This window comes from Nocardiopsis sp. CNZ308 (assembly GCF_004217075.1).
Window position 1 is genome coordinate 5,969,584 of the sequence record NZ_SHKJ01000001.1, and the last position, 18,750, is coordinate 5,988,333.

Sequence of the window (18,750 nt, forward strand, 5' to 3'; positions counted from 1 at the left end):
TCCCGCTCGCGATGCGCGCAATAGCCTCGTTTCACCCGACGGGAAACGGCCGGTCAACGGCCTGGGGCGGGTACGGGGCGGCAGCCGGGGGTTCCCGGCCGCACGGGTTCCGTGCGCCCTCCCAGCGGCGGAACCGGCAGGTCCGCGCGGTCCCGGAGGGCGCAACGCACCCGCGACCGACGAAGGACGGCCATGACGCTCCTGCTCGCCCACATCAGCGACCTGCACCTGGACGGGACCGACCGCACCACCGGGCGCGCCGCCCGGACCGCGGAGTACCTGCGCAGCCTGGCCCAGGCGCCGGACGCGCTCCTGGTCACCGGCGACATCGCCGACCACGCCACCGCCGAGGAGTACCGTGAGGCGGCCCGGCTGCTGGACCTGCCCTTCCCGGTGCTGGTCTGCCCCGGCAACCACGACGACCGCGAGCGGATGCGCGCGTCGCTGCTGGGCCGGGAGCCGTCCGACGCGCCGTTCAACCAGGTGCACGAGGTGGGCGGCGCGGCGGTGCTGACCTGTGACTCGACGGTTCCGGGCGAGGACGGCGGCCACCTGGACACGGCCACCCTGGTGTGGATCAACGAGACGCTGAGCGCCCTGCCCGACGACCGGCCCGCCCTGCTGGCCCTGCACCACCCGCCCGTGCGGGTCCACCACCCGCTCCCCGACTCCATGCGGCTGGACAACGCCGACGACCTGGCCGGGCTGCTGCGGGCCCACCCCCGGGTGGCGGGGATCCTGGTCGGGCACGCCCACACCGGCGGGGCGACCACCTTCGCCGGGCGGCCCCTGCTGCTGGCGCCCGGCGTGACGTGGACGCTGAGCATGCCCTGGGAGGGCGGGCCCGCGGCCAACCGCGACCAGCCCCCGGGTGTGGCCTTCCACATCCTGGACGAGGACCGGCGCCTGACCACGCACTTCCGCGCGGTGGTCTGACCCGGGCGCGGGGACGGCGGGGACCGGCGTCGCGACCGCCGGTCCCCGCCGGATCCGGCCCTGCGTGGCGTAAGCGGCGGAAGGGGAGCCTGGAAGAGACAGAGAAGATCCCCCGCGCGGCAACGCCTTACGCGCGGGGGCACCCGCCCAAGGGATCGCCCGGCGTGAACCGGCGGTCCCGGGCGGGAAAGGACGTCACAGGAGCATGGCCAGCTGGCGGCACTGGGCCACCAGGGTGCCCGTGCCGTCCCAGATCTCCATGTCCTCCTCGTGCAGGCCGCCGGAGACGTGCTTGGTGAACACCCGGCAGGCCAGCCACCCCGGGGCGGGCCTGGCGCGCACGTGCACGCTCAGCTCGACGGTGATCGTCGCGAACTCGCCGATCTCCAGAACCGCGGGCGGGGCGAAGTCCACCATCGAGGCCAGCGCGTGGGTGTCGGGTTCGCGCCCGTCGGCGAAGCGCATCCAGAACTCGGCGTGCGGGCGGCCGTCCTTCCTGCCGTCCAACCAGCCCGGACGCCCGGGGTAGCGGTACTCGACGCTGCGCGCGATGCCCAGGCCCTCGGGGTTGTCGAACTCGGGCGGAACCGGGCAGTCCTCGGGGGCGGGCAGGCGCGGGGGCTCGTCCAGGCTCAGGACACGGGCCGAGGGGTCGGGGGACAGGTCGCCGTAGGTGGCGGTGGCGCGCAGGATCTCCTTGCCGCCCTGCTCCAGGCGGACCTGGCCGGTGGCGGTGCGCCGCCCCTCGCGCACCACCTCGGTGCGCGCGGTGGCCGCGCCGGGGGCGGCGGGGCGCAGGAAGAACGCCGAGACGGCCAGGGGGTCGGGCTGGCTCAGGTTCTGGCGCAGCGCGTTGAGGGCGGCGCCCAGGACGTAGCCCCCGTTGGGGTGGGAGGTGAAGGTGGTCCAGGCTTCGGTGAGGGTGGCGGCGAACTCGCCGTCGGCCAGCTTCTCGACGCGGGTGTCCCGGTCGAACCGGAAGTCCTCGGTGGTGCGGTCAGGGCTCATGCCCCCAGATGTTACCGGCGAGTAAGGCCCGGTGGTGGACGCGGGGCGGCCCGGCCGGGAAAAGCGGTTGACCCTGACGCCGCGTCAGGCCCTAGCTTCGAGCACACGTCACCACCAGCGAGGAAGCACCAGGACAGATGGGACACACCGTCGGCGAGGCCGCCCGGATGAGCGGGCAGACCGTCCGGACCCTGCACCACTACGACCGGATCGGACTGCTCGTTCCCGCCGAACGCACCCAGGCGGGTTACCGCAGCTACAGCGACGAGGACCTGGAACGGCTCCGGCAGATCCTGACCTACCGGGAACTGGGCTTCGGCCTGGACCGGATCGCCGCCCTGCTCGACGACCCCGCCACCGACACCCGCGCCCACCTGGCCCGTCAGCACCGCCTGGTGACCGAACGCATCGAACGCCTGCGCACGATGGCGCGCGGCATCGAACGCCTGATGGAGGCCGACACCATGCAACTCGACCTGACCGCCGCCGAACGCCTCGAACTCTTCGGCGACTTCGACGTGGACGCCCACTCCGAGGAGGCCCGCCAGCGCTGGGGCGGCACCGAGGCCTACGCCCAGTCCCAGCGCCGGGTCAGCTCCTACACCAAGGCCGACTGGGAACGGCTCAACGCCGAGGGCGAGGAGATCTACCTGGCCCTGGCCGCGGCCATGAACGACGGGCAGGCGCCCGACAGCCCCGCCGTCATGGACCTGGCCGAGCGGCACCGCGCCCACATCACCCGCTGGTTCTACGACTGCACCACCTGTGTCCACCGGGGACTGGGGCGGCTGTACGTGGACGACGAGCGCTTCACCGCCACCGTCGACGCCCACGCCGAGGGGCTGAGCGTGTACCTGCGCGAGGCCTTCGCCGCCAACGCGGCACGTCAGGAGGCGTGAAACGGCGGAGGCCGGTGACCGGGCACCCGGTCACCGGCCTCCGCCGGATGAGCATGCGAGAGCGGGGTTCGCACGCTCCCCTGTCCGTTTGGGAACGGTCTGCTACCAGAGCTGGTCCACGATGATCTCGGCGTCGTCGACCTGGTGCTGGTACCGGTCGGGGTAGGCCGAGCGCTGGACGTCCTGGGCGACCCGGCCCAGCGGGTCGTCGTCCCAGCTGCCGTCGGGGTGGACGCGCTCAAGCTCGTCGAAGAAGGCGTTGGTGGCCCAGGTGGGGTCGAGCCGGTCCTCCTGCGAGCCGTAGTGGTCGCGCTGCTGGAACAGGCCGACGCTGTCACGGTCGCCCCAGTCGAGGTTGTCCAGGTGGGTCTCGACGATGGAGGTGGCGATCGCGAGGGCGGCGGCGTCCTCGCCCAGGTCGCGGTCCTTGGCCGCCTCGACCATCGCGCGGGCGTTCTCGACGTGCTCCTCGGTCATGTGACCGGCCATGTCATCGTTCAGCTTGTCGTTGAGGGTGCCGGCGATCTCCTTGGCGGAAGCCGTGTCCGCGGCTGCGGCGCCCGGTCCGGCCAGAAGCAGCCCGCCGGTGATGAGCAGGCTGGAGGTCGCGGTAAACGTCAACTTGGGTATCGATCGCATAAAGTTCACTCGTGCAACGTATGCGCTGGTCAGGGCTTTGAAAAGTGTTGGAAACCACTTGGGGCTGGTGGGAAAGACAACACCAAGCCCGAGCAACCCCCTGGTCAGGCGGCATGGGGCCGCTTCCGGGCCTCGTCGGCGTCCCGCGACGGGCCGGACCAGCGCGAACGTGACCGTGCCAACAGTGGGGCACACCCGGACCACACCGGCCGCCGAAGACGGAAGAGCCGCGTAGCCGCGCCGCTCGCGGCGGCCGGGGCGGCCGGGGCGGCCGGGAGAAACAGCGCGCCAGGACCCGGCCGGGCCGCACGAACCGACGGCCACGCGTGCACGCGGGGCCGTGCGGGTCGATGAGGTCGCTTCGCGGGCTCGGCGCCGACGACTTCGCGCGCACGCGGGGGCGTGCCAGTCTGGTGGTCTCGCCTCCCGCCAACGGAAAGGGCCGCCCGTGCGCTGGACCGTCCACTCCGAGAAGCCCCTGTACACCGATCCATGGATCGACGTGAGGGCCGCGGACGTCGAACTGCCCGACGGGCACCGGTTCGACCACCGGCTCATCCGCCGACCGCCCGGGGCCGGGGCCGTGGTGCTCGACGGACGGGGCCGGGCGCTGCTGCTGTGGCGGCACCGGTTCATCACCGACACCTGGGGTTACGAGATCCCCATGGGCGGGGTGCAGCCGGGGGAGAGCCCCGAACGGGCCGCCGCGCGCGAGGTGCTGGAGGAGACCGGGTGGCGGACGGGGCCGCTGCGCCCGCTGGTCTACGTCCAGCCCTCCAGCGGACTGACCGACAGCGAGCACCACGTCTTCATCGCCGACACGGCGGAGAGGGTCGGCCAACCCCAGGACGCCTGGGAGGCCGAGCGCGTGGAGTGGGTGGCGCTGGACCGGGTCCCCGAGCTGATCAGGCGACGTCAGCTGGTGAGCGGCACCTCCGTGAACGCGCTGCTGTACCTGTACGCCACCGGCCGGGACTGAAGGGGCGCACCGGCGGCGCCCCCGTGCGCCGCGCCGGGTGCGGCAAGCCGTCACGCGCGGTCGTTCTCGACCAGCGGCACACCCTCGAAGAGTCAGGTACAGGAGCACCGCGGCCCACTGCCGGGCGCTGAAGCCCCCGGGCAGCGCCACGTCGGGGGCACGGGGCGGGCGGCGCTCGGTAAACCCTTTTCCGTTCGTGCGGACCGGTTGCTACCGTGGCCGTATGCATCTTCCGCTGTACCTCTGATCCGAGCCCGAGCGCCCGCCCCGCCTCCGCGTGGCCGCGGGTGCCCGACGTGAGCACCGACCCGCTGCCCGGGTCTTTCCGTCAGCTCGAAGAGCTCCCGCACACCCCGCCGCCACCGCGCCGGGCGGAGCTCTGTTCGGAGGAACAGTGACCACCCTCAACCCCAGACTCGTACTGCCCGCAGGTGAGCGGGCGCAACTGACCGCGAACGGCGTCCACATCGACCGCGGCGGCCGCACGGTCCTCTCCGGCGTCGACATGACCGTCACACCGCGCTCCCGCTGGGGAGTCGTGGGCGAGAACGGCCGCGGCAAGTCCACGCTGCTGCACATCCTCGCCGGTGCGCTCGAACCCGACTCCGGGACCGTACAGCGCATCGGCACCCTCGGCGTCGCCGAACAGGAGATGCGGGCGACCGGCGGCCGCACCGTCGGGGACCTGATCGACATCGAACTCGCCGACGCCCGCGCGGCCCTGGCCGCGCTCGACGCCAGTGCCGGGGGACTGGCCGAGGGCGATCCCCGGGCCGCCGAGGAGTACACCGCGGCCCTGAACGCCGCCGAGGTGCTGGACGCCTGGGACGCCGACCGGCGCGTCGACCTCGCCCTGGAGAACCTGGGCGCCGTCACCGACCGGTCCCGGCCGCTGGCGGAGCTGTCGGTGGGCCAGCGCTACCGCGTCCGTCTGGCCTGCCTGCTGGGCGCCTCGCACGACTTCCTTCTGCTGGACGAGCCCACGAACCACCTCGACGCCGCCGGGCTCGACTTCCTGACCGCCCAACTGCGCGGGCACGGCAACGGCGTGGTGCTCGTCAGCCACGACCGCGCCCTGCTCTCGGACGTGGCCACGACGATGCTCGACCTCGACCCGAGCCGCGACGGCAGGCCCCGCGTGTACGGCGGCGGGTTCGCCGGGTACCAGGAGGGACGGCGCGCCGAGCGCGAACGCTGGGCCGCCGAGTACGAGCAGCAGCGGGCCGAGCACGCCCGCCTCACCCAGGACCTGTCCGAGGCGCAGAACCGGCTGGTCAGCGGCTGGCGGCCGGACAAGGGCACCGGCAAGCACCAGCGGGCGACCCGCGCGCCCGGACTCGTGCGCTCCGTCCACCGCCGGCGCGACGACCTGGAGGCGCACGCGGTCACCATGCCGCCGCCCCCGCTGCGGTTCCGGATGCCGGAACTGGCGGCGCTGCCCGGTGTGACCCTGGTCAGGGCCGACGAGGTCACCGTCGCGGGGCGGTTGGACCAGCCGGTCACCCTGACCCTCGACTCCGGTTCGCGGCTGGTGGTCACCGGGGCCAACGGGGCGGGCAAGTCGACGCTGCTGTCGGTGCTCGCCGGGCGGATCGAGCCGACCGGCGGCGGTGTGCGCACCGCGCGCACCGCCCGGGTGCGACTGCTGACCCAGGAGTCGCCGCGGGCGGGGGCACGCCGTGCTCGGGAGGTGTTCGCCGCCCGTCTGGGACGGCTCGTCAGCGAGGGCGTGCTCAGGGAGAGTGAGGCGGTCCCGCTGAGCTCTCTCGGGCTGCTCTCCTCGGCGGACGTCAACAAGCCGTTGCGTGAGTTGTCCATGGGGCAGCAGCGCAGGCTCGACCTGGCCCTGGCGCTGGCGTCCCGGCCGCACGTGCTGCTGCTGGACGAGCCGACGAACCACCTCTCGATCGCCCTCGTCGACGAGCTCACCGAGGGCCTCGGCGCCACCGGGGCGGCGGTGGTGCTCGCCACCCACGACCGGCAGCTCCAGCGCGACGTCGCCTCGTGGGACCGGCTCACGCTGGCCCCGAGGGCGTCCGCGTCCGATCTGGTCGGCCAGTCGGCCGCACACGGCGGCGGCTGACCCCGCCGGTCGACGTGACGGGTGGGTCCGGCGGCGTTCCGCCGGGCCCACCCGTGACCTGCGACTGGGAACGTTCGGGCACCCCTGGGAGCACACCCTGTGCGTGTTCGGCCGGGACCTGCTGGCGCGTGTCGAGGGCCGCCTCACCGCACTCCTGGGGGAGCCCACGCGCGGGGACGGCCGCGACACGGGGCGCGTGTGGACCTTCGGCCCCGGAGGCGGTTCCCGCTAGCGGTGCCGTCCGGTCCGGTGGGCGGGGAAGGACAGGGAAAACCCGTGGCACGCGAAGGTCCGAGCGGGTTAGCGTCCGGGATATGGCACCCACCCGCGACGGCTGGCGCACCCCGGAACTAGCCGAGACCATGCGCCTCATCCGCGCGGAGACCGACCGCGCCTGGGCCGAGGCGTGCACCGAGTGGGACGCCGAGCCGGGCGGCGACGCCGAACGCGACCTGGCCGAACTCGTGCTCTCCGAGCCCGGACGGTTCCCCTGGCGGGTGGTGGACGCGGCCATGGACCGCCTGGTCTGCCCCGAGTGCGGGCGGGCCCTGGGATCGGGCGAGCTGGGCTGCGCGCCCTGCGACCTGGCCGACGGACACCGCTACCTGGCCCGGGAGCCCGACCGCCCGAACGTTCCCCCGGGCAACGAACACGCGATCCGGGTCGGCTCGGTGGTCGTGCGCCAGTGGTACCGCTACCCGGCCAGGGCGGTGTGCGGCTGGGAGCTGGCCCTGCCCGGGATCCACCGGGGCCTGCTGCCCACGGGAGCGCAGGCGCGGGCGGCCAAGGCCCGGATCAACCGACTCACCGAGCGGCAGCTGCGCACGGTGTCCTCCTACCGGGAACTGGAGGAGCTCACCGGGGGCGCGTGACCGGCCCCCGTGCCCTCGTCCGTTCCGCCCCGCCGGTTCCCCGGCCGCGTGGCCACAGCAGGCACACCCGGCCGCCGGTGGTCCCGCCCGACGCCGCCTTCCTCCCGGGGTGAGGAGGCGCGGATCCCCTGCCCGTGCCTCCTCACCCCGTTTCGCCCCGTCACGCGAGGACCACCGGCCTCAACGCATCAGCGCCAGCTTGCCGGTGAGCTTGTTGACGGCGTTGCGCGCCCCGAAGACGGCCACCCCCACGTACTCCACGTCCTGCGGCTCGGTGGTCGCGAGGGCGTCCAGGTACTCCACGTAGTCGCGGGAGCGGCGGGCCACCTCGTTGAAGCCCACCACCGTCAGGTCGCGCTCGTCGGCCCCGGCCTTGAGCGCGCGCAACTGCTCCGCCGAGGCCACCAGGGTCGGCACCGGGTGCGGGTTGAGCCCGGCGTGCAAACCGCCGCCCGCGTCCTTGCCGTCGGCGGCCAGCGAGTTCTCCATCCGTCCGCCCAGCGCCAGGCCGAGCACCACCCCCGCGTTGGCGGCGAGCGCGGGCTCCAGGTCCTCGCGCAGGACGACGACGATCTTGGTGGACATCCCCATGATTACCCCGTTCATATGGCTTGTGAACGGTGCAGAACCTAGCCATACGAACGCACCCGTGGCCCTGGCGCCGAACACTATTCGCCCAGAGGGTTACCGTGGAGGTCATGGACGAACTTGATTCGGCGATCGTGCGCGAACTCCAACAGGACGCGCGGCAGACCAACCGCGCGCTCGCGCACAAGCTCGGCGTGGCGCCCTCCACCTGTCTGGAACGCGTGCGCCTGCTGCACCGGCGCGGGGTCATCCGGGGCTACCACGCCGACATCGACCCGGCCGCGCTCAACCGGGAGGTGGAGGCCTTCGTGTCGGTGCAGCTGCGCCCGCCCAGCCGCCAGGTCATCGAGGGCTTCAAGGGCGCGATGTTCGCCCTGCCCGAGGTGCTGGCGGTCTACGTCGTGGCGGGGGAGCAGGACTTCCTGGTGCACGTGTCCGTGCCCTCCCTGGACGCGCTGCACAGCTTCCTCATCGACCGGCTCACCCAGCGCCGCGAGGTGGCCAGCTTCCGCAGCCAGATCATCTACGACAGCGCCCGCAAGCACGTCGCCGCGCCCCTGGAGCCACCGCAGTGAGCCGGAGCCCTGTCACGGGGAACCGCGGACGGCGCCCCCGCGTCCAAGAACCGACACACGGCCACGAAGGGGACGCATGAACAAGGACAAGGACAAGAACAACCACCTCGCACTGGGGCTGGCGCTCGGCGTCTGCTTCGGCACCTCCTTCGGCCTGCTCATGGACAACCTCGCGCTCGGTGTGGCACTGGGCCTGTGCATGGGCGTCGCCTTCGGCGTGGCCAGCGGCAAGAAGACCACCGACAAGGGCGAATAGCCGTCGCCCGAGACCGCGCACCGGGCCTTCGGCCCCGGACGGGGCCGCCCTCACCCCTGGGCCGCGGTGTCCAGCAGCCAGTTGTAGCGCAGGCGCAGCGCGCGCTCCGTGCTGGCCGCCGCGGCGCCGAGCGTGAGCGCGGTGTTGAGCCACACGGGCAGGTGGACGGGCGAGGTGAACGTCCCGAAGCGCTCGGCCACGGGGGGCACTTGGAAGAGCACCTCGGCGAGCTGGGGGATGAGCAACAGCCCGGGGACGATGAGCAGGAGCAGCGAGAGGACACCGATCCAGCGGCTCAGTACGGGGTGCTCGTGGTCCAACCGCGCGCGGCGCCCCTCGCCGGAGCGGCGGTCCGGGACGAGCTGGTGCTCGGTCCCCTCGTCGGTGACGTAGTGGCAGCGCCTGAGACCGAAGGCCGTCGCCGCCACCTCGATCACCCCGCCCCGCACGGGGAAGACGGCGGGGAGCCGGGACTCGGCGTGGTGCCTGCCGTCGAGGTACAGGTGGGCCCTGCCCCTGCCGTCCTCCGAGAAGAACCGCTGCGTGTGGTCGACGTGGACGGCGTAGACCGTCCGCCGACCGTCGGCGTCGCCCAGCGCGAGGTAGAACAGGGCACGGGACGTCAGCTGCCACCAGCGGAAGGGCTTCAGCGGACGACCGTTCCCGGGCCCGACCCGTCGCGCGGCCCGACGCCGATGCCGTTCCTCGAACATCCAGGGCTCCCCGCCGTCTCGTGGACTGCCGTTCCGTGTTTCGAACCTAGGCCGGAGCGGGCCCGTGACGGAGTGTCGCGGGTCATGTGTTCCCCGTGCGGTCCGCACGGGTCGGGCATGACAGATGTCATGCGGCGCCGGGGTGCGGGACCGGGCCGGTCCCGCGCCCGGTACGGATCCGGACGTTGCCCGGCTTGCATCTCAAGCGGCTTGAGGTACCACAGTGGCTCCCATGCACGACCACGAGCTGTACCCCATCGGAGACGCCGCGCGCCGCAGCGGTCTGAGCGTCAGCGCCGTCCGCTTCTACGCCGACGCCGGAGTCGTCGAGCCCACGCGCCTGACCGAGGCGGGCCACCGCCTCTACGACATCGACACCATCGCCCGCCTGGAACTCGTCCGCACCCTGCGCGAACTGGACACCGACCTGGACGAGATCCGCCGCCTGCTCGAAGGCGGCACCACCCTGCACGACCTGCTCACCACCCACCTGGAGATCGTCGAGCGCCAGGAGCGCACCCTGCGGGCCAGGAGGGCGGTACTGCGGACCCTGATCAGACAGGGGGGCACGACCGCGCAGGCCGACCTGATGCACAAGCTCGTCTCGATGACCGACGAGGAGCGCGAACAGGTCATCGACGACTTCTGGAACGACGTCGGCGAGGACCTCGACGTCCCCGAGGGCTTCGTGGACCGGCTGCGCGCGATGCGCCCGGTCCTGCCCGCGGACCCCACGGCCGCCCAACTGGAGGCGTGGATCGAACTGGCCGACCTGGTGCGGGACCCGGGGTTCCGCGAGGCGGTCCGCACCTACCTGCGCGACACCTACTCCACGGACGTGGGCAGGAGCATCGCCAGCCCGCGGTTCCAGGACTTCATGTACGGGAGCGGGACCGCGCTCATGAAGGAGGTCCTGGCCGCGCACCACGCAGGCGAGTCCCCCCGGTCCCCCCGGTCGCAGGAGGCCATCACGCGCTTCATGGAGGCGGCCGCGGGGGTGTCCGACACCCCGGTCACCCCCGAGAGCCGCGACCGGATGGCCGAGGCGTTCCGGCGGATCCCCGATATCGAGCGCCAGATCGCCGAGGAGGACGCCGCCTCCGAGGACCCCGTCTACGACGACACCCACGGCCGGTACCTGTCCCTGGTGGCGGCGGTCAACGGAACCCCGCCCGAGGAGGACACGCTGCCCTACGCCTGGATCGCCGACGCCATGCGCGCCCCGGCCGCCGACTCCTGAGCCCCGCACCGCCCCGGGCACGGCGCCCGGGGCGGAGCCCTCACGCGTCAAGGAAGGAAAAGTAGGGAGTCCCGGCGTGAGGGTGCGGAACCGCGCCCGATCGATCGTTGCGAGCCGCTTCCGGGACATGGGCTCAGGCCGCGGGAGCGGGCGCCGCGCCGTCAGGGCGTGGTCACCGTCCTGGACGCGGCCACCGCCACCGTCGTGTACCGCATGGTGAACGCGCCTCCCATGCCGTCGACGGCGGCGCCGACACCTTCCAGCACCTGCTCCTGGAGGTCCGGCGGAACCCAGGTGAGGATGCCGAAGGTGGGCATCTGGTCCAGCCACGCGTCCCGGGTGTAGGACCACTCCCAGTCCCACCGCCACCACTCGGGCTCACCGAACCCGCCTGCCTCCCGGATACCGTCGGCCACCCCGGAGAGCAGTTCGGTGTAGTCCTTCCGGCCCTGCGCCGTCATCCCCCGAGGGTCGAACGGCGAGTCGGGCACCACCCGCTGGTAGACGTCGGCGAAGGCCTGCGCCACCTCGGGCGGGAGATCGAACACGTTCCAGAACGCCGCCAGCACACCGCCGGGGCGCAGCACCCGAGCAGCCTTGGCCGCTCCCGCGACCGGATCCGTCCAGTGCCAGGCCTGGGCGGCGACGACCGCGTCGAACTCCCGGCCGTCCGGGTCCCAGTCCTCCCAAGCGGCCACCTCCACCCCGACCCCGAGCCGACGCGCCAGCTCGGCCATCCGCTCGTCGGGGTCCACGCCCAGCACGCAGCAGCCCGCCGCCTGGAACTGCCGGGAGGCGATGCCGGTACCGCAGCCGACGTCGACGACGTCGGGCCCGGGTGCGGCGCTGGTGACGCGCTCCACCAGGGCGTCGGGATAGCGAGGCCGGGCGCGGTCGTAGCGTTCGGCGTCCGCACCGAAGGACTCCGCCATCCGTCGGTGCCGGTGGGGCTCGTGCGTGGAGGGCCGAGACCCTTCCGGTGGTAGAGTGGGCATATGCCCATTAATAGTGGGCATGTGCCCACTCGTCAACCGGGCGGGCTCGGGCGAGTCGGACGGAGGACACACGGTTATGCCCACAGGGACGGCCATGCGCGACGCGCGCGAGCGGCTGTTCGATGCCGCGGAACGCGTCCTGCTCAGGGACGGGCCGAGCGCGCTGACCAGCCGGGCGGTCACCGACGAGGCCGACTGCGCCAAGGGCGTCCTGCACCGGCACTTCGCCGACTTCGACGCCTTCCTCGCCGAACTCGTGGCCGACCGTATCGCCCGGGTCGAGGCCTGCTCCGCCTCCCTGTGCGACCGTGCGGGGACCGGCACCGTCGCCGACAACCTCGCTGGCGTGCTAACGGACCTGTTCGGGCCGGTCGCCGTGACGATCGTCGGCCTGGTGACCTCCCGGGACGGGCTGCGCGCCCGGCTGCGCCGGACCACGCCGACCGGTGTTCCGGTCCTGACCGAGGCCGCCGCTGGAATCGCCGCCTACCTCGCCCGCGAACGCGAACGGGGCCGCCTCGCGGACGAGGCCGACATCGACACACTCGCACCCACGCTGATCGGAGCCGGACACCTGCTCTTCGCCGACCGCGGGGGGACACCACCCGGCCCCGAAGCCGTCCACCGGGTCGTGACCGCGGTCATCGCCGATGTCGTGCGCGAACCTCCACCGTGACCGAGAGGGGAAGACGCGGCCCCGGGACGGTCACAGCAGGGGCCGCAGCTCGTCCTGGCACCAGGCGGCCAGGGTGGTCGGCGTCGTGGTCGCCGCGGTGCGCGGCTGCTCGGGTGTGAAGCCCTCACGCAGCCCGGTGGACATGCCCATGACCGCCTCGACGGAGCCCGGCCCCAGGCCCGCGCCCGCGAGCACCCCGCGCATGCGCTCGTCGGGAACGCGTTGGGCGCGCACCCGGCGCCCCGTCACCTCGGTGACCACGGCCGCGGCCCGCTCCCAGCTCAGGTCGGCGGGGCCGTGCACGGCCCGCACGGTCCGGCCCGCCAGATCGGGGTTGAGCAGCAGGCCCACGGCCGTGTCGGCGATGTCGCGCGGCGCCACCCAGGGCATCGGACGGTCCACGGGCAGCACCACCGAGACGGTGCCCGACCGTAGGGCGTCCAGTTCCATCAGCAGGTTGGTGAAGAAGAAGCCGCACCGCAGGTGCGCCACGGTCGCGCCGGTCTCCTCCAGCAGCTGCTCGGTGCGGGCCAGCCCGTCGATCTCCCCGGCCCCGCGGCGCCTCTCCGCGCCGACGCTGCTCTGGAAGACGACGCGGGAGATCCCGTTGGCGGTGACGGCGCGGGCGGCGTGCGCGCCCATCCGGGCGTGCTCGGCGACCGGGTCCTCGGCCGGGACCGGCGGGCTCACCCAGTACAGCGCGTCCACGCCCGCGGTCGCGGCCAGGACCGCGTCCGGGTCGCGCTGGTCCGCGGCCACCGGGTCGACCCAGTCGGCCAGCGCCGGGTCCAACCGGGCCGGGTCGCGCAGCAGCACACGCGGGCGCACACCCGCGCGGACCAGGCCGGCCACCACGTGGCGGCCGACGTTACCGGTGGGCGTGGTCACGGCGATACGCATCACGGACTCCTCGTGCTCGACGGAAGGTGTCCCCACGCTAGGGAGGAAAGCGGTCGGATTCCGGCCACAACCCACGCTTTCCGTTCCCTCGGCGGCGCGGATGTCCGATACCTTCCGAGGGCGGCGCCCGCTCACGGCGGTCCGCCGCGCCCGGGAGCCCCGGGACGGGAACGCCAGCGGGCGGCCCCGCCACCGGCGGTGATTCGCGCCACAACGCCCACCAGGAGGCCCGCCGCGCCACGAACGCCTCCACCCCCTCCCACCAGGCAGGACAGGGCTTCTCACCGCGGCCGCGCGCTCCGGGTGAGCCGACTGTTTCCCGCGTGTTACGGCTGGACACCTCCAGGCAACGCGGGCTCCCTACCTTCGGTTTCGTCAGCAGCCGTCGAGCAGGAAGGCACGGCCGTGGCCTCACAGACTGGCCCGCGCGCACCGCGCACCGGTAAGAGCTGGATCTCCGCCTGGGACCCCGAGGACGAAGGGTTCTGGAACGGCGGCGGACGACGCGTGGCCCGCCGCAACCTGTGGGCCTCCATCGCCTCCGAGCACATCGGCTTCTCGGTGTGGAGCATCTGGTCGGTACTCGTGCTCTTCATGATCCCCGAGCACGGCTTCTCCACCACCCCCGAGCAGAAGTTCCTGCTCCTGTCGGTGGTCACCCTGGTCGGCGCGATCCTGCGCGTGCCCTACACCCTGGCCGTGCCCGCCCTGGGCGGACGCAACTGGACGGTCATCTCCACCCTGACCCTGGCCGTCCCCACCGTCGCCGCCTTCTTCCTGGTCCGCGACCCCGACACCCCCTTCTGGCTGCTGCTGGTCCTGGCCGCGACCGCGGGCGTGGGCGGCGGCAACTTCTCCTCCTCCATGGCCAACATCAACTCCTACTTCCCCGAACGGGAGAAGGGGTGGGCGCTGGGCCTGAACGCGGGCGGCGGCAACATCGGCGTGGCCACCGTCCAACTCGTGGGCCTGGCCGTCATCGCCCTGTTCACCACCTCCGCCGGGCACCTGGTCCCGCTGTTCTACGCACCGCTGATCCTGCTGGCCGCCTGGTGGGCGTACCGGTCCATGAACAACCTGGTCCACGTGCGCAACGACGTCTCCGCGCAGCTGTCGGCCGTGCGCGACCGCCACTTCTGGATCATGTCGCTGCTGTACGTGGGCACCTTCGGCTCCTTCATCGGCACCGGGTTCGCCTTCGGCCTGCTGTTGCAGTCCCAGTTCGGGCTGGCGCCCGTGCAGTCCGCCGCGATCGCCGTGCTCGGCCCGGTCATCGGCTCCCTGATCCGCCCCGTGGGCGGCAGGATGGCCGACTCCCTGGGCGGGGCCCGCGTCACCCTGTGGGTCTTCCTGGCCATGGCCGCCTGCGCCGCCGTCCTGGTGCTCTCCGTCCAGGCCGCCCACCTGGTCCTGTTCATCGGCGCGTTCGCGGTGATGTTCGTCCTCACCGGCCTGGGCAACGGCTCCACCTACAAGATGATCCCCTCCCTGTACGCCGCCCGCGCCGAGGACGCCATCGCCGCCGGGGAACCCCGGGAACAGGCCCTGGCCCGCACCAAGCGCGTGGCCTCCTCCGTGCTCGGCCTCATCGGCGCGGTCGGCGCCCTGGGCGGGGTGGGCGTCAACATCGCCTTCCGGGAGTCCTTCGCCGCCACCGGCTCCACCGCCCCGGCCTTCGTCGTCTTCGGCGCCTTCTACCTGGTGTGCGCCGCCGTCACCTGGGCGGTCTACCTGCGCCGCCCCGCCGCCTCCCCGGTCGGCGCCGCCAGCGTGGAGAGCGCCGACCGATGACCACCACACACTGCCCCTACTGCGCGCTCCAGTGCGCCATGCACCTGGAGCCCGGCCCCGACGGGCGCCTGGCCGCCCGCCCCGCGCCCTTTCCCACCAACCGCGGCGGACTGTGCCGCAAGGGCTGGACCTCCGCCGAGGTCCTCACCGTCCCCGACCGCCTCACCCGCCCCCTGGTACGCAAGGACCGCGGCGCCGACCTGGTCGAGACCGACTGGGACACCGCCCTGGACCACGTCGCCGAACGCCTGCTGGCCCTGCGCGCCGAGTCCGGCCCCGACACCGTCGCGGTCTTCGGCAGCGGCGGCCTGACCAACGAGAAGTCCTACACCCTGGGCAAGTTCGCCCGCCTGGCCCTGGGCACCTCCCAGATCGACTACAACGGCCGGTTCTGCATGTCCTCGGCCGCGGCCGGGGGCACGCGGGCCTTCGGCCTGGACCGGGGGATGCCCTTCCCGCTGACCGACGTCGGAGAGGCCGAGGTGGTCCTGCTGGCCGGGGCCAACCCGGCCGAGACCATGCCGCCGATGATGGGCCACCTGTCCGCTCCCACCCTCATCGTCATCGACCCCCGCCGCTCGGCCACCGCCCAGGCCGCGCTCTCCGACGGCGGCACGCACCTGGCCCCCCGCCCCGGCACCGACCTGGCCCTGGCCCTGGGGCTGCTGCACGCCGCCCGCGTCCAGGGCTGGTGCGACGAGGAGTTCCTCGCCGAGCGCACCACCGGGTTCGAGGCCGCCTGGGAGCACGCCGCCGCCTGGTGGCCCGAACGCACCGAACAGGTCACCGGGGTCCCGGCCACCCGCATCCGCGCCGCCGCCGACCTGCTGGGCCGGGCCGCCCGCAACCGCTCCGCCTACGTCCTGACCGGACGCGGCGCCGAACAGCACGCCAAGGGCACCGACACCGTCTCGGCCTGGATCAACCTGGCCCTGGCGCTGGGCCTGCCCGGCCGCCGGGGCTCGGGGTACGGATGCATCACCGGCCAGGGCAACGGCCAGGGCGGGCGCGAACACGGCCAGAAGGCCGACCAGCTCCCCGGCTACCGCAGGATCGACGACCCCGCCGCCCGCGCCCACGTGGCCGGGGTGTGGGGCGTGGACCCCCACACCCTGCCCGGCCCGGGCCGCTCGGCCTTCGAACTCCTCGACGCCCTGGGCAGCGGCGGCGGACCGCGCGCGATGCTGCTGCTGGGCTCCAACCCCGTCGTCTCGGCCCCCGACACCGCGCGCGTACGCGCCCGCCTGGCCTCCCTGGACCTGCTGGTGGCCGCCGACTTCGTGCTCTCCGAGACCGCCGCCATGGCCGACGTCGTGCTGCCCGTGGCCCAGTGGGCCGAGGAGAGCGGCACCATGACCAACCTGGAGGGGCGCGTCCTGCGCCGGACCCGGGCCGCCGCCCCGCCCGAGGGGGTGCGCACCGACCTGGAGGTGCTCTCCGCGCTGGCGGTGCGCCTGGGCCAGCCCGCCGACCGCTTCCCCACCGACCCCGACGCCGTCCTGGCCGAACTGGGCCGGGCCTCGGCCGGGGGAGCCGCCGACTACTCCGGCGTCACCCCCGAGCGGCTGGCCTCGGGCGAGGCCCTGCACTGGCCCGTGCGCGCGCAGGAGCCGCCCACGCCCCGGCTGTTCCTGGACGCCTTCGCCCACCCCGACGGGCGCGCCCGCCTCGCCCCGGTCGCCCACCGCCCGCCCGCGGAGGACACCGACGCCGACTACCCCCTCGTGGCGACCACCGGACGGCTGATGGGCCACTACCAGTCCGGCGCCCAGACCCGCCGCGTCGGCGAACTGGCCCGGGCCGAACCGGAGGCGTACGTGGAGGTGCACCCCGACACCGCCGCGCGCGCCGGGCTCGCCGCGGGCGACTGGGCCCGCGTCACCTCCCGGCGCGGCCACACGCGCGCCCGGGTGCGGCTGGCGCCCACCGCCCGCCTGGACACGGTGTTCCTGCCCTTCCACTACGCGGGCGCCCAGTCCGCCAACAACCTGACGAACCCGGCGTTGGACCCCACCAGCCGCATGCCCGAGTTCAAGGTGAGCGCGGTGCGGCTGGAACCCGAGGACACCCACACACCAGGAGGCAGCAGTTGAGCACCGTGCAGGGCGCGCCCCCGCGTCAGATCGTGGTCGTGGGCAACGGAATGGTCGGCGCCCGCTTCGCCGAGGAGACCGCACGCCTGGACCCGAACGGAGAACGGGTCCACGTGAGCGTGGTCGGCGCCGAGCACCACCCCGCCTACAACCGGGTCCTGCTCTCGGGCGTGGTCGCCGGGGACTACACCCCCGAGCAGATCCGCCTGCCCGTGCCCGACACCCCCGGCGTCACCGTGCGCACCGGCACCACCGCCACCGCCCTGGACACCGAGCGGCGCACCGTCACCCTGGACGACGGCAGCGCGCTGCCCTACGACGAACTCGTCCTGGCCACCGGGGCGCGCGCCTCCTTCCCCCCGGTCACCGGGGTCGCCGGACCCGACGGCGCGCCCGGTGACGGGGTGACGGCCCTGCGCGACCTGGACGACTGCCAAAGACTGCTCGCCCTGGTCCGCCCGGGCGCCCCCGTGGTGGTCCTGGGCGGGGGCGTCCTGGGCCTGGAGGCCGCCCGCGGCCTGGTCGGACGCGGCATGCGCGTGTCGGTGGTGGAGTCCTCGCCCTGGATCATGCGCCGCCAGATCGACCAGCCCGCCGCGCGCATCCTGGCCGAACGCTACGCCGCCCTGGGCGTGACCGTGCACTCCTGGCGGGTGGCCGCCCGCTGGGTCCCGGGCACCGGCCTGGAACTGGACGACGGCCGCGTGCTGCCCGGCGACGCCCTGGTGGTCACCGCCGGTGTGCGCGGCAACATCGAACTGGCCAAGGACGCCGGTATCGAGGTCGAGCACGGCGTCATCGTGGACGACCGCCTCGCGACCTCCGACGCCCGCGTGCACGCCATCGGCGACTGCGCCCAGCACCCCGGCGGCGGAGCCGGACTCATCCAGCCCGGCTGGGAGCAGGCCGCCGTGCTGGCCAGGCGCCTGACCGGCGCCGCACCGCACGCCCTCTACTCCGGGGCCAGGCCGCTGACCCGGCTCAAGGCGGAGGGGATCGAGCTGACCGCGTTCGGGCGGGTGCACGAGGAGGACGCCGACGACCTGGAGACGGTGACCATCAGCGACCCCTACGGCGGACGCTACGCCAAGCTGTCGGTGCGCGAGGAGAAGGTGGTGGGCGCGGTGCTGCTGGGCTTCCCCGAGGCAGCCGCGACCCTGGCCCAGCTCTACGACACGGGCGCCCCGGTGCCCGCCGACCGGCTGGCGCTGCTCCAGGGGCTGCCGACCGCCGCCCCGGAGGAGGCCGACGGCGCGGCCGGCGACGCGCTGGTGTGCCGGTGCAACGCCGTCAGCCGCACCGAGATCGAACAGGCCTGGCTGGACGGGGCGCGCACCCGCGAGGCCATCGCCGAGCGGACCCGGGCCACGACGGGCTGCGGTGGGTGCGTGCGGGACGTCCGGGCGCTGCTGTCGGGGATGCAGGGCCAGGCCACCGCGGGGGTCTGACCCCGGGGGGACGCGGCCCGGAACCTCTCCGGGGCCGGGCCGGGCCGGACGGACCGTCC

At 73.7% G+C, this 18,750-nt stretch carries 19 protein-coding genes; 13 read left to right on the forward strand and 6 right to left on the reverse strand.

Translation table 11 applies throughout. From position 1 onward, the window contains the following. Window positions 1–192: 192 nt before the first annotated feature. Window positions 193–936: a metallophosphoesterase gene (locus EV372_RS25755; RefSeq protein ID WP_130398163.1), complete on the forward strand. Its 744-nt coding sequence runs from the start codon at window positions 193–195 to the stop codon at window positions 934–936. 195 nt (window positions 937–1,131) lie between these two features. Here the strand turns inward: EV372_RS25755 and EV372_RS25760 are convergent, their stop codons facing one another. Then, window positions 1,132–1,944 carry a thioesterase family protein gene (locus EV372_RS25760; protein WP_130398164.1) on the reverse strand — a complete coding sequence of 271 codons (813 nt, stop codon included), beginning with the start codon at window positions 1,942–1,944 and terminating at the stop codon, window positions 1,132–1,134. 137 nt (window positions 1,945–2,081) lie between these two features. Here EV372_RS25760 and EV372_RS25765 point away from each other — a divergent pair, with 137 nt between their 5' ends. Then, on the forward strand, window positions 2,082–2,843 hold the full coding sequence (locus EV372_RS25765; protein ID WP_130398165.1) for a MerR family transcriptional regulator: 762 nt from the start codon (window positions 2,082–2,084) through the stop codon (window positions 2,841–2,843). Window positions 2,844–2,945: 102 nt separating this feature from the next. Here EV372_RS25765 and EV372_RS25770 read toward each other — a convergent pair whose 3' ends face one another. Beyond that, complete coding sequence (locus EV372_RS25770) at window positions 2,946–3,482, reverse strand: hypothetical protein (RefSeq protein ID WP_130398166.1); 537 nt, start codon at window positions 3,480–3,482, stop codon at window positions 2,946–2,948. Between the two features lie 448 nt (window positions 3,483–3,930). Here EV372_RS25770 and EV372_RS25775 point away from each other — a divergent pair, with 448 nt between their 5' ends. The 4 genes from EV372_RS25775 (at window position 3,931) to EV372_RS25790 (ending at window position 7,416) form a co-directional block, all read left to right on the forward strand. Then, window positions 3,931–4,461, forward strand: coding sequence for an NUDIX hydrolase (locus EV372_RS25775; RefSeq protein ID WP_130398167.1), 531 nt, complete (start codon window positions 3,931–3,933; stop codon window positions 4,459–4,461). Window positions 4,462–4,855: 394 nt separating this feature from the next. Next, a complete protein-coding gene (locus EV372_RS25780; RefSeq protein ID WP_130398168.1) occupies window positions 4,856–6,544 on the forward strand; it encodes an ABC-F family ATP-binding cassette domain-containing protein in 1,689 nt (562 codons plus the stop codon). Window positions 6,545–6,602: 58 nt separating this feature from the next. Then, the gene (locus tag EV372_RS29575; RefSeq protein WP_275101361.1) at window positions 6,603–6,776 is read left to right on the forward strand and encodes a DUF2716 domain-containing protein; all 174 of its coding nucleotides are present in this window, start codon (window positions 6,603–6,605) and stop codon (window positions 6,774–6,776) included. A gap of 82 nt (window positions 6,777–6,858) precedes the next feature. Continuing rightward, a complete protein-coding gene (locus EV372_RS25790) occupies window positions 6,859–7,416 on the forward strand; it encodes a hypothetical protein (protein ID WP_130398169.1) in 558 nt (185 codons plus the stop codon). 180 nt (window positions 7,417–7,596) lie between these two features. Here EV372_RS25790 and EV372_RS25795 read toward each other — a convergent pair whose 3' ends face one another. Next, a complete protein-coding gene (locus tag EV372_RS25795; protein ID WP_130398170.1) occupies window positions 7,597–8,007 on the reverse strand; it encodes a DUF2000 domain-containing protein in 411 nt (136 codons plus the stop codon). 107 nt (window positions 8,008–8,114) lie between these two features. On the opposite strand from EV372_RS25795, the gene EV372_RS25800 reads away from it, so the two are divergent. Together EV372_RS25800 and EV372_RS25805 are read left to right on the forward strand one after the other, a co-directional pair. Continuing rightward, the gene (locus EV372_RS25800; RefSeq protein WP_036552214.1) at window positions 8,115–8,579 is read left to right on the forward strand and encodes an Lrp/AsnC family transcriptional regulator; all 465 of its coding nucleotides are present in this window, start codon (window positions 8,115–8,117) and stop codon (window positions 8,577–8,579) included. 76 nt (window positions 8,580–8,655) lie between these two features. Then, window positions 8,656–8,835: a glycine zipper domain-containing protein gene (locus EV372_RS25805; protein WP_130398171.1), complete on the forward strand. Its 180-nt coding sequence runs from the start codon at window positions 8,656–8,658 to the stop codon at window positions 8,833–8,835. A 50-nt stretch (window positions 8,836–8,885) separates the two neighbouring features. Here EV372_RS25805 and EV372_RS25810 read toward each other — a convergent pair whose 3' ends face one another. Further along, the gene (locus EV372_RS25810; protein ID WP_130398172.1) at window positions 8,886–9,548 is read right to left on the reverse strand and encodes a hypothetical protein; all 663 of its coding nucleotides are present in this window, start codon (window positions 9,546–9,548) and stop codon (window positions 8,886–8,888) included. Between the two features lie 232 nt (window positions 9,549–9,780). Here EV372_RS25810 and EV372_RS25815 point away from each other — a divergent pair, with 232 nt between their 5' ends. Next, window positions 9,781–10,788, forward strand: a complete 1,008-nt coding sequence (locus EV372_RS25815) for a MerR family transcriptional regulator (RefSeq protein WP_130398173.1) — start codon at window positions 9,781–9,783, stop codon at window positions 10,786–10,788. A 161-nt stretch (window positions 10,789–10,949) separates the two neighbouring features. Here the strand turns inward: EV372_RS25815 and EV372_RS25820 are convergent, their stop codons facing one another. Continuing rightward, window positions 10,950–11,783: a class I SAM-dependent methyltransferase gene (locus EV372_RS25820; RefSeq protein ID WP_165436038.1), complete on the reverse strand. Its 834-nt coding sequence runs from the start codon at window positions 11,781–11,783 to the stop codon at window positions 10,950–10,952. Window positions 11,784–11,859: 76 nt separating this feature from the next. Here EV372_RS25820 and EV372_RS25825 point away from each other — a divergent pair, with 76 nt between their 5' ends. Then, on the forward strand, window positions 11,860–12,459 hold the full coding sequence (locus EV372_RS25825) for a TetR/AcrR family transcriptional regulator (RefSeq protein ID WP_130398175.1): 600 nt from the start codon (window positions 11,860–11,862) through the stop codon (window positions 12,457–12,459). A gap of 30 nt (window positions 12,460–12,489) precedes the next feature. On the opposite strand, the gene EV372_RS25830 is transcribed toward EV372_RS25825, so the two are convergent. Continuing rightward, a complete protein-coding gene (locus tag EV372_RS25830) occupies window positions 12,490–13,359 on the reverse strand; it encodes an NmrA family NAD(P)-binding protein (RefSeq protein WP_130398176.1) in 870 nt (289 codons plus the stop codon). Between the two features lie 405 nt (window positions 13,360–13,764). Here EV372_RS25830 and EV372_RS25835 point away from each other — a divergent pair, with 405 nt between their 5' ends. The 3 genes from EV372_RS25835 to EV372_RS25845 are packed head-to-tail and all read left to right on the forward strand — an operon-like array spanning window position 13,765 to window position 18,691. Beyond that, window positions 13,765–15,150, forward strand: a complete 1,386-nt coding sequence (locus EV372_RS25835) for an MFS transporter (RefSeq protein WP_130398177.1) — start codon at window positions 13,765–13,767, stop codon at window positions 15,148–15,150. Then, window positions 15,147–17,243 (forward strand): molybdopterin oxidoreductase family protein, encoded by a 2,097-nt coding sequence (locus tag EV372_RS25840; RefSeq protein ID WP_130398178.1) that lies wholly within the window; start codon window positions 15,147–15,149, stop codon window positions 17,241–17,243. Before EV372_RS25835 ends, EV372_RS25840 begins: the two co-directional genes overlap by 4 nt. Next, window positions 17,240–18,691: an FAD-dependent oxidoreductase gene (locus tag EV372_RS25845; protein ID WP_130398179.1), complete on the forward strand. Its 1,452-nt coding sequence runs from the start codon at window positions 17,240–17,242 to the stop codon at window positions 18,689–18,691. The genes EV372_RS25840 and EV372_RS25845 overlap by 4 nt, the downstream gene beginning before the upstream one ends. The last annotated feature ends 59 nt before the right edge of the window (window positions 18,692–18,750 follow it).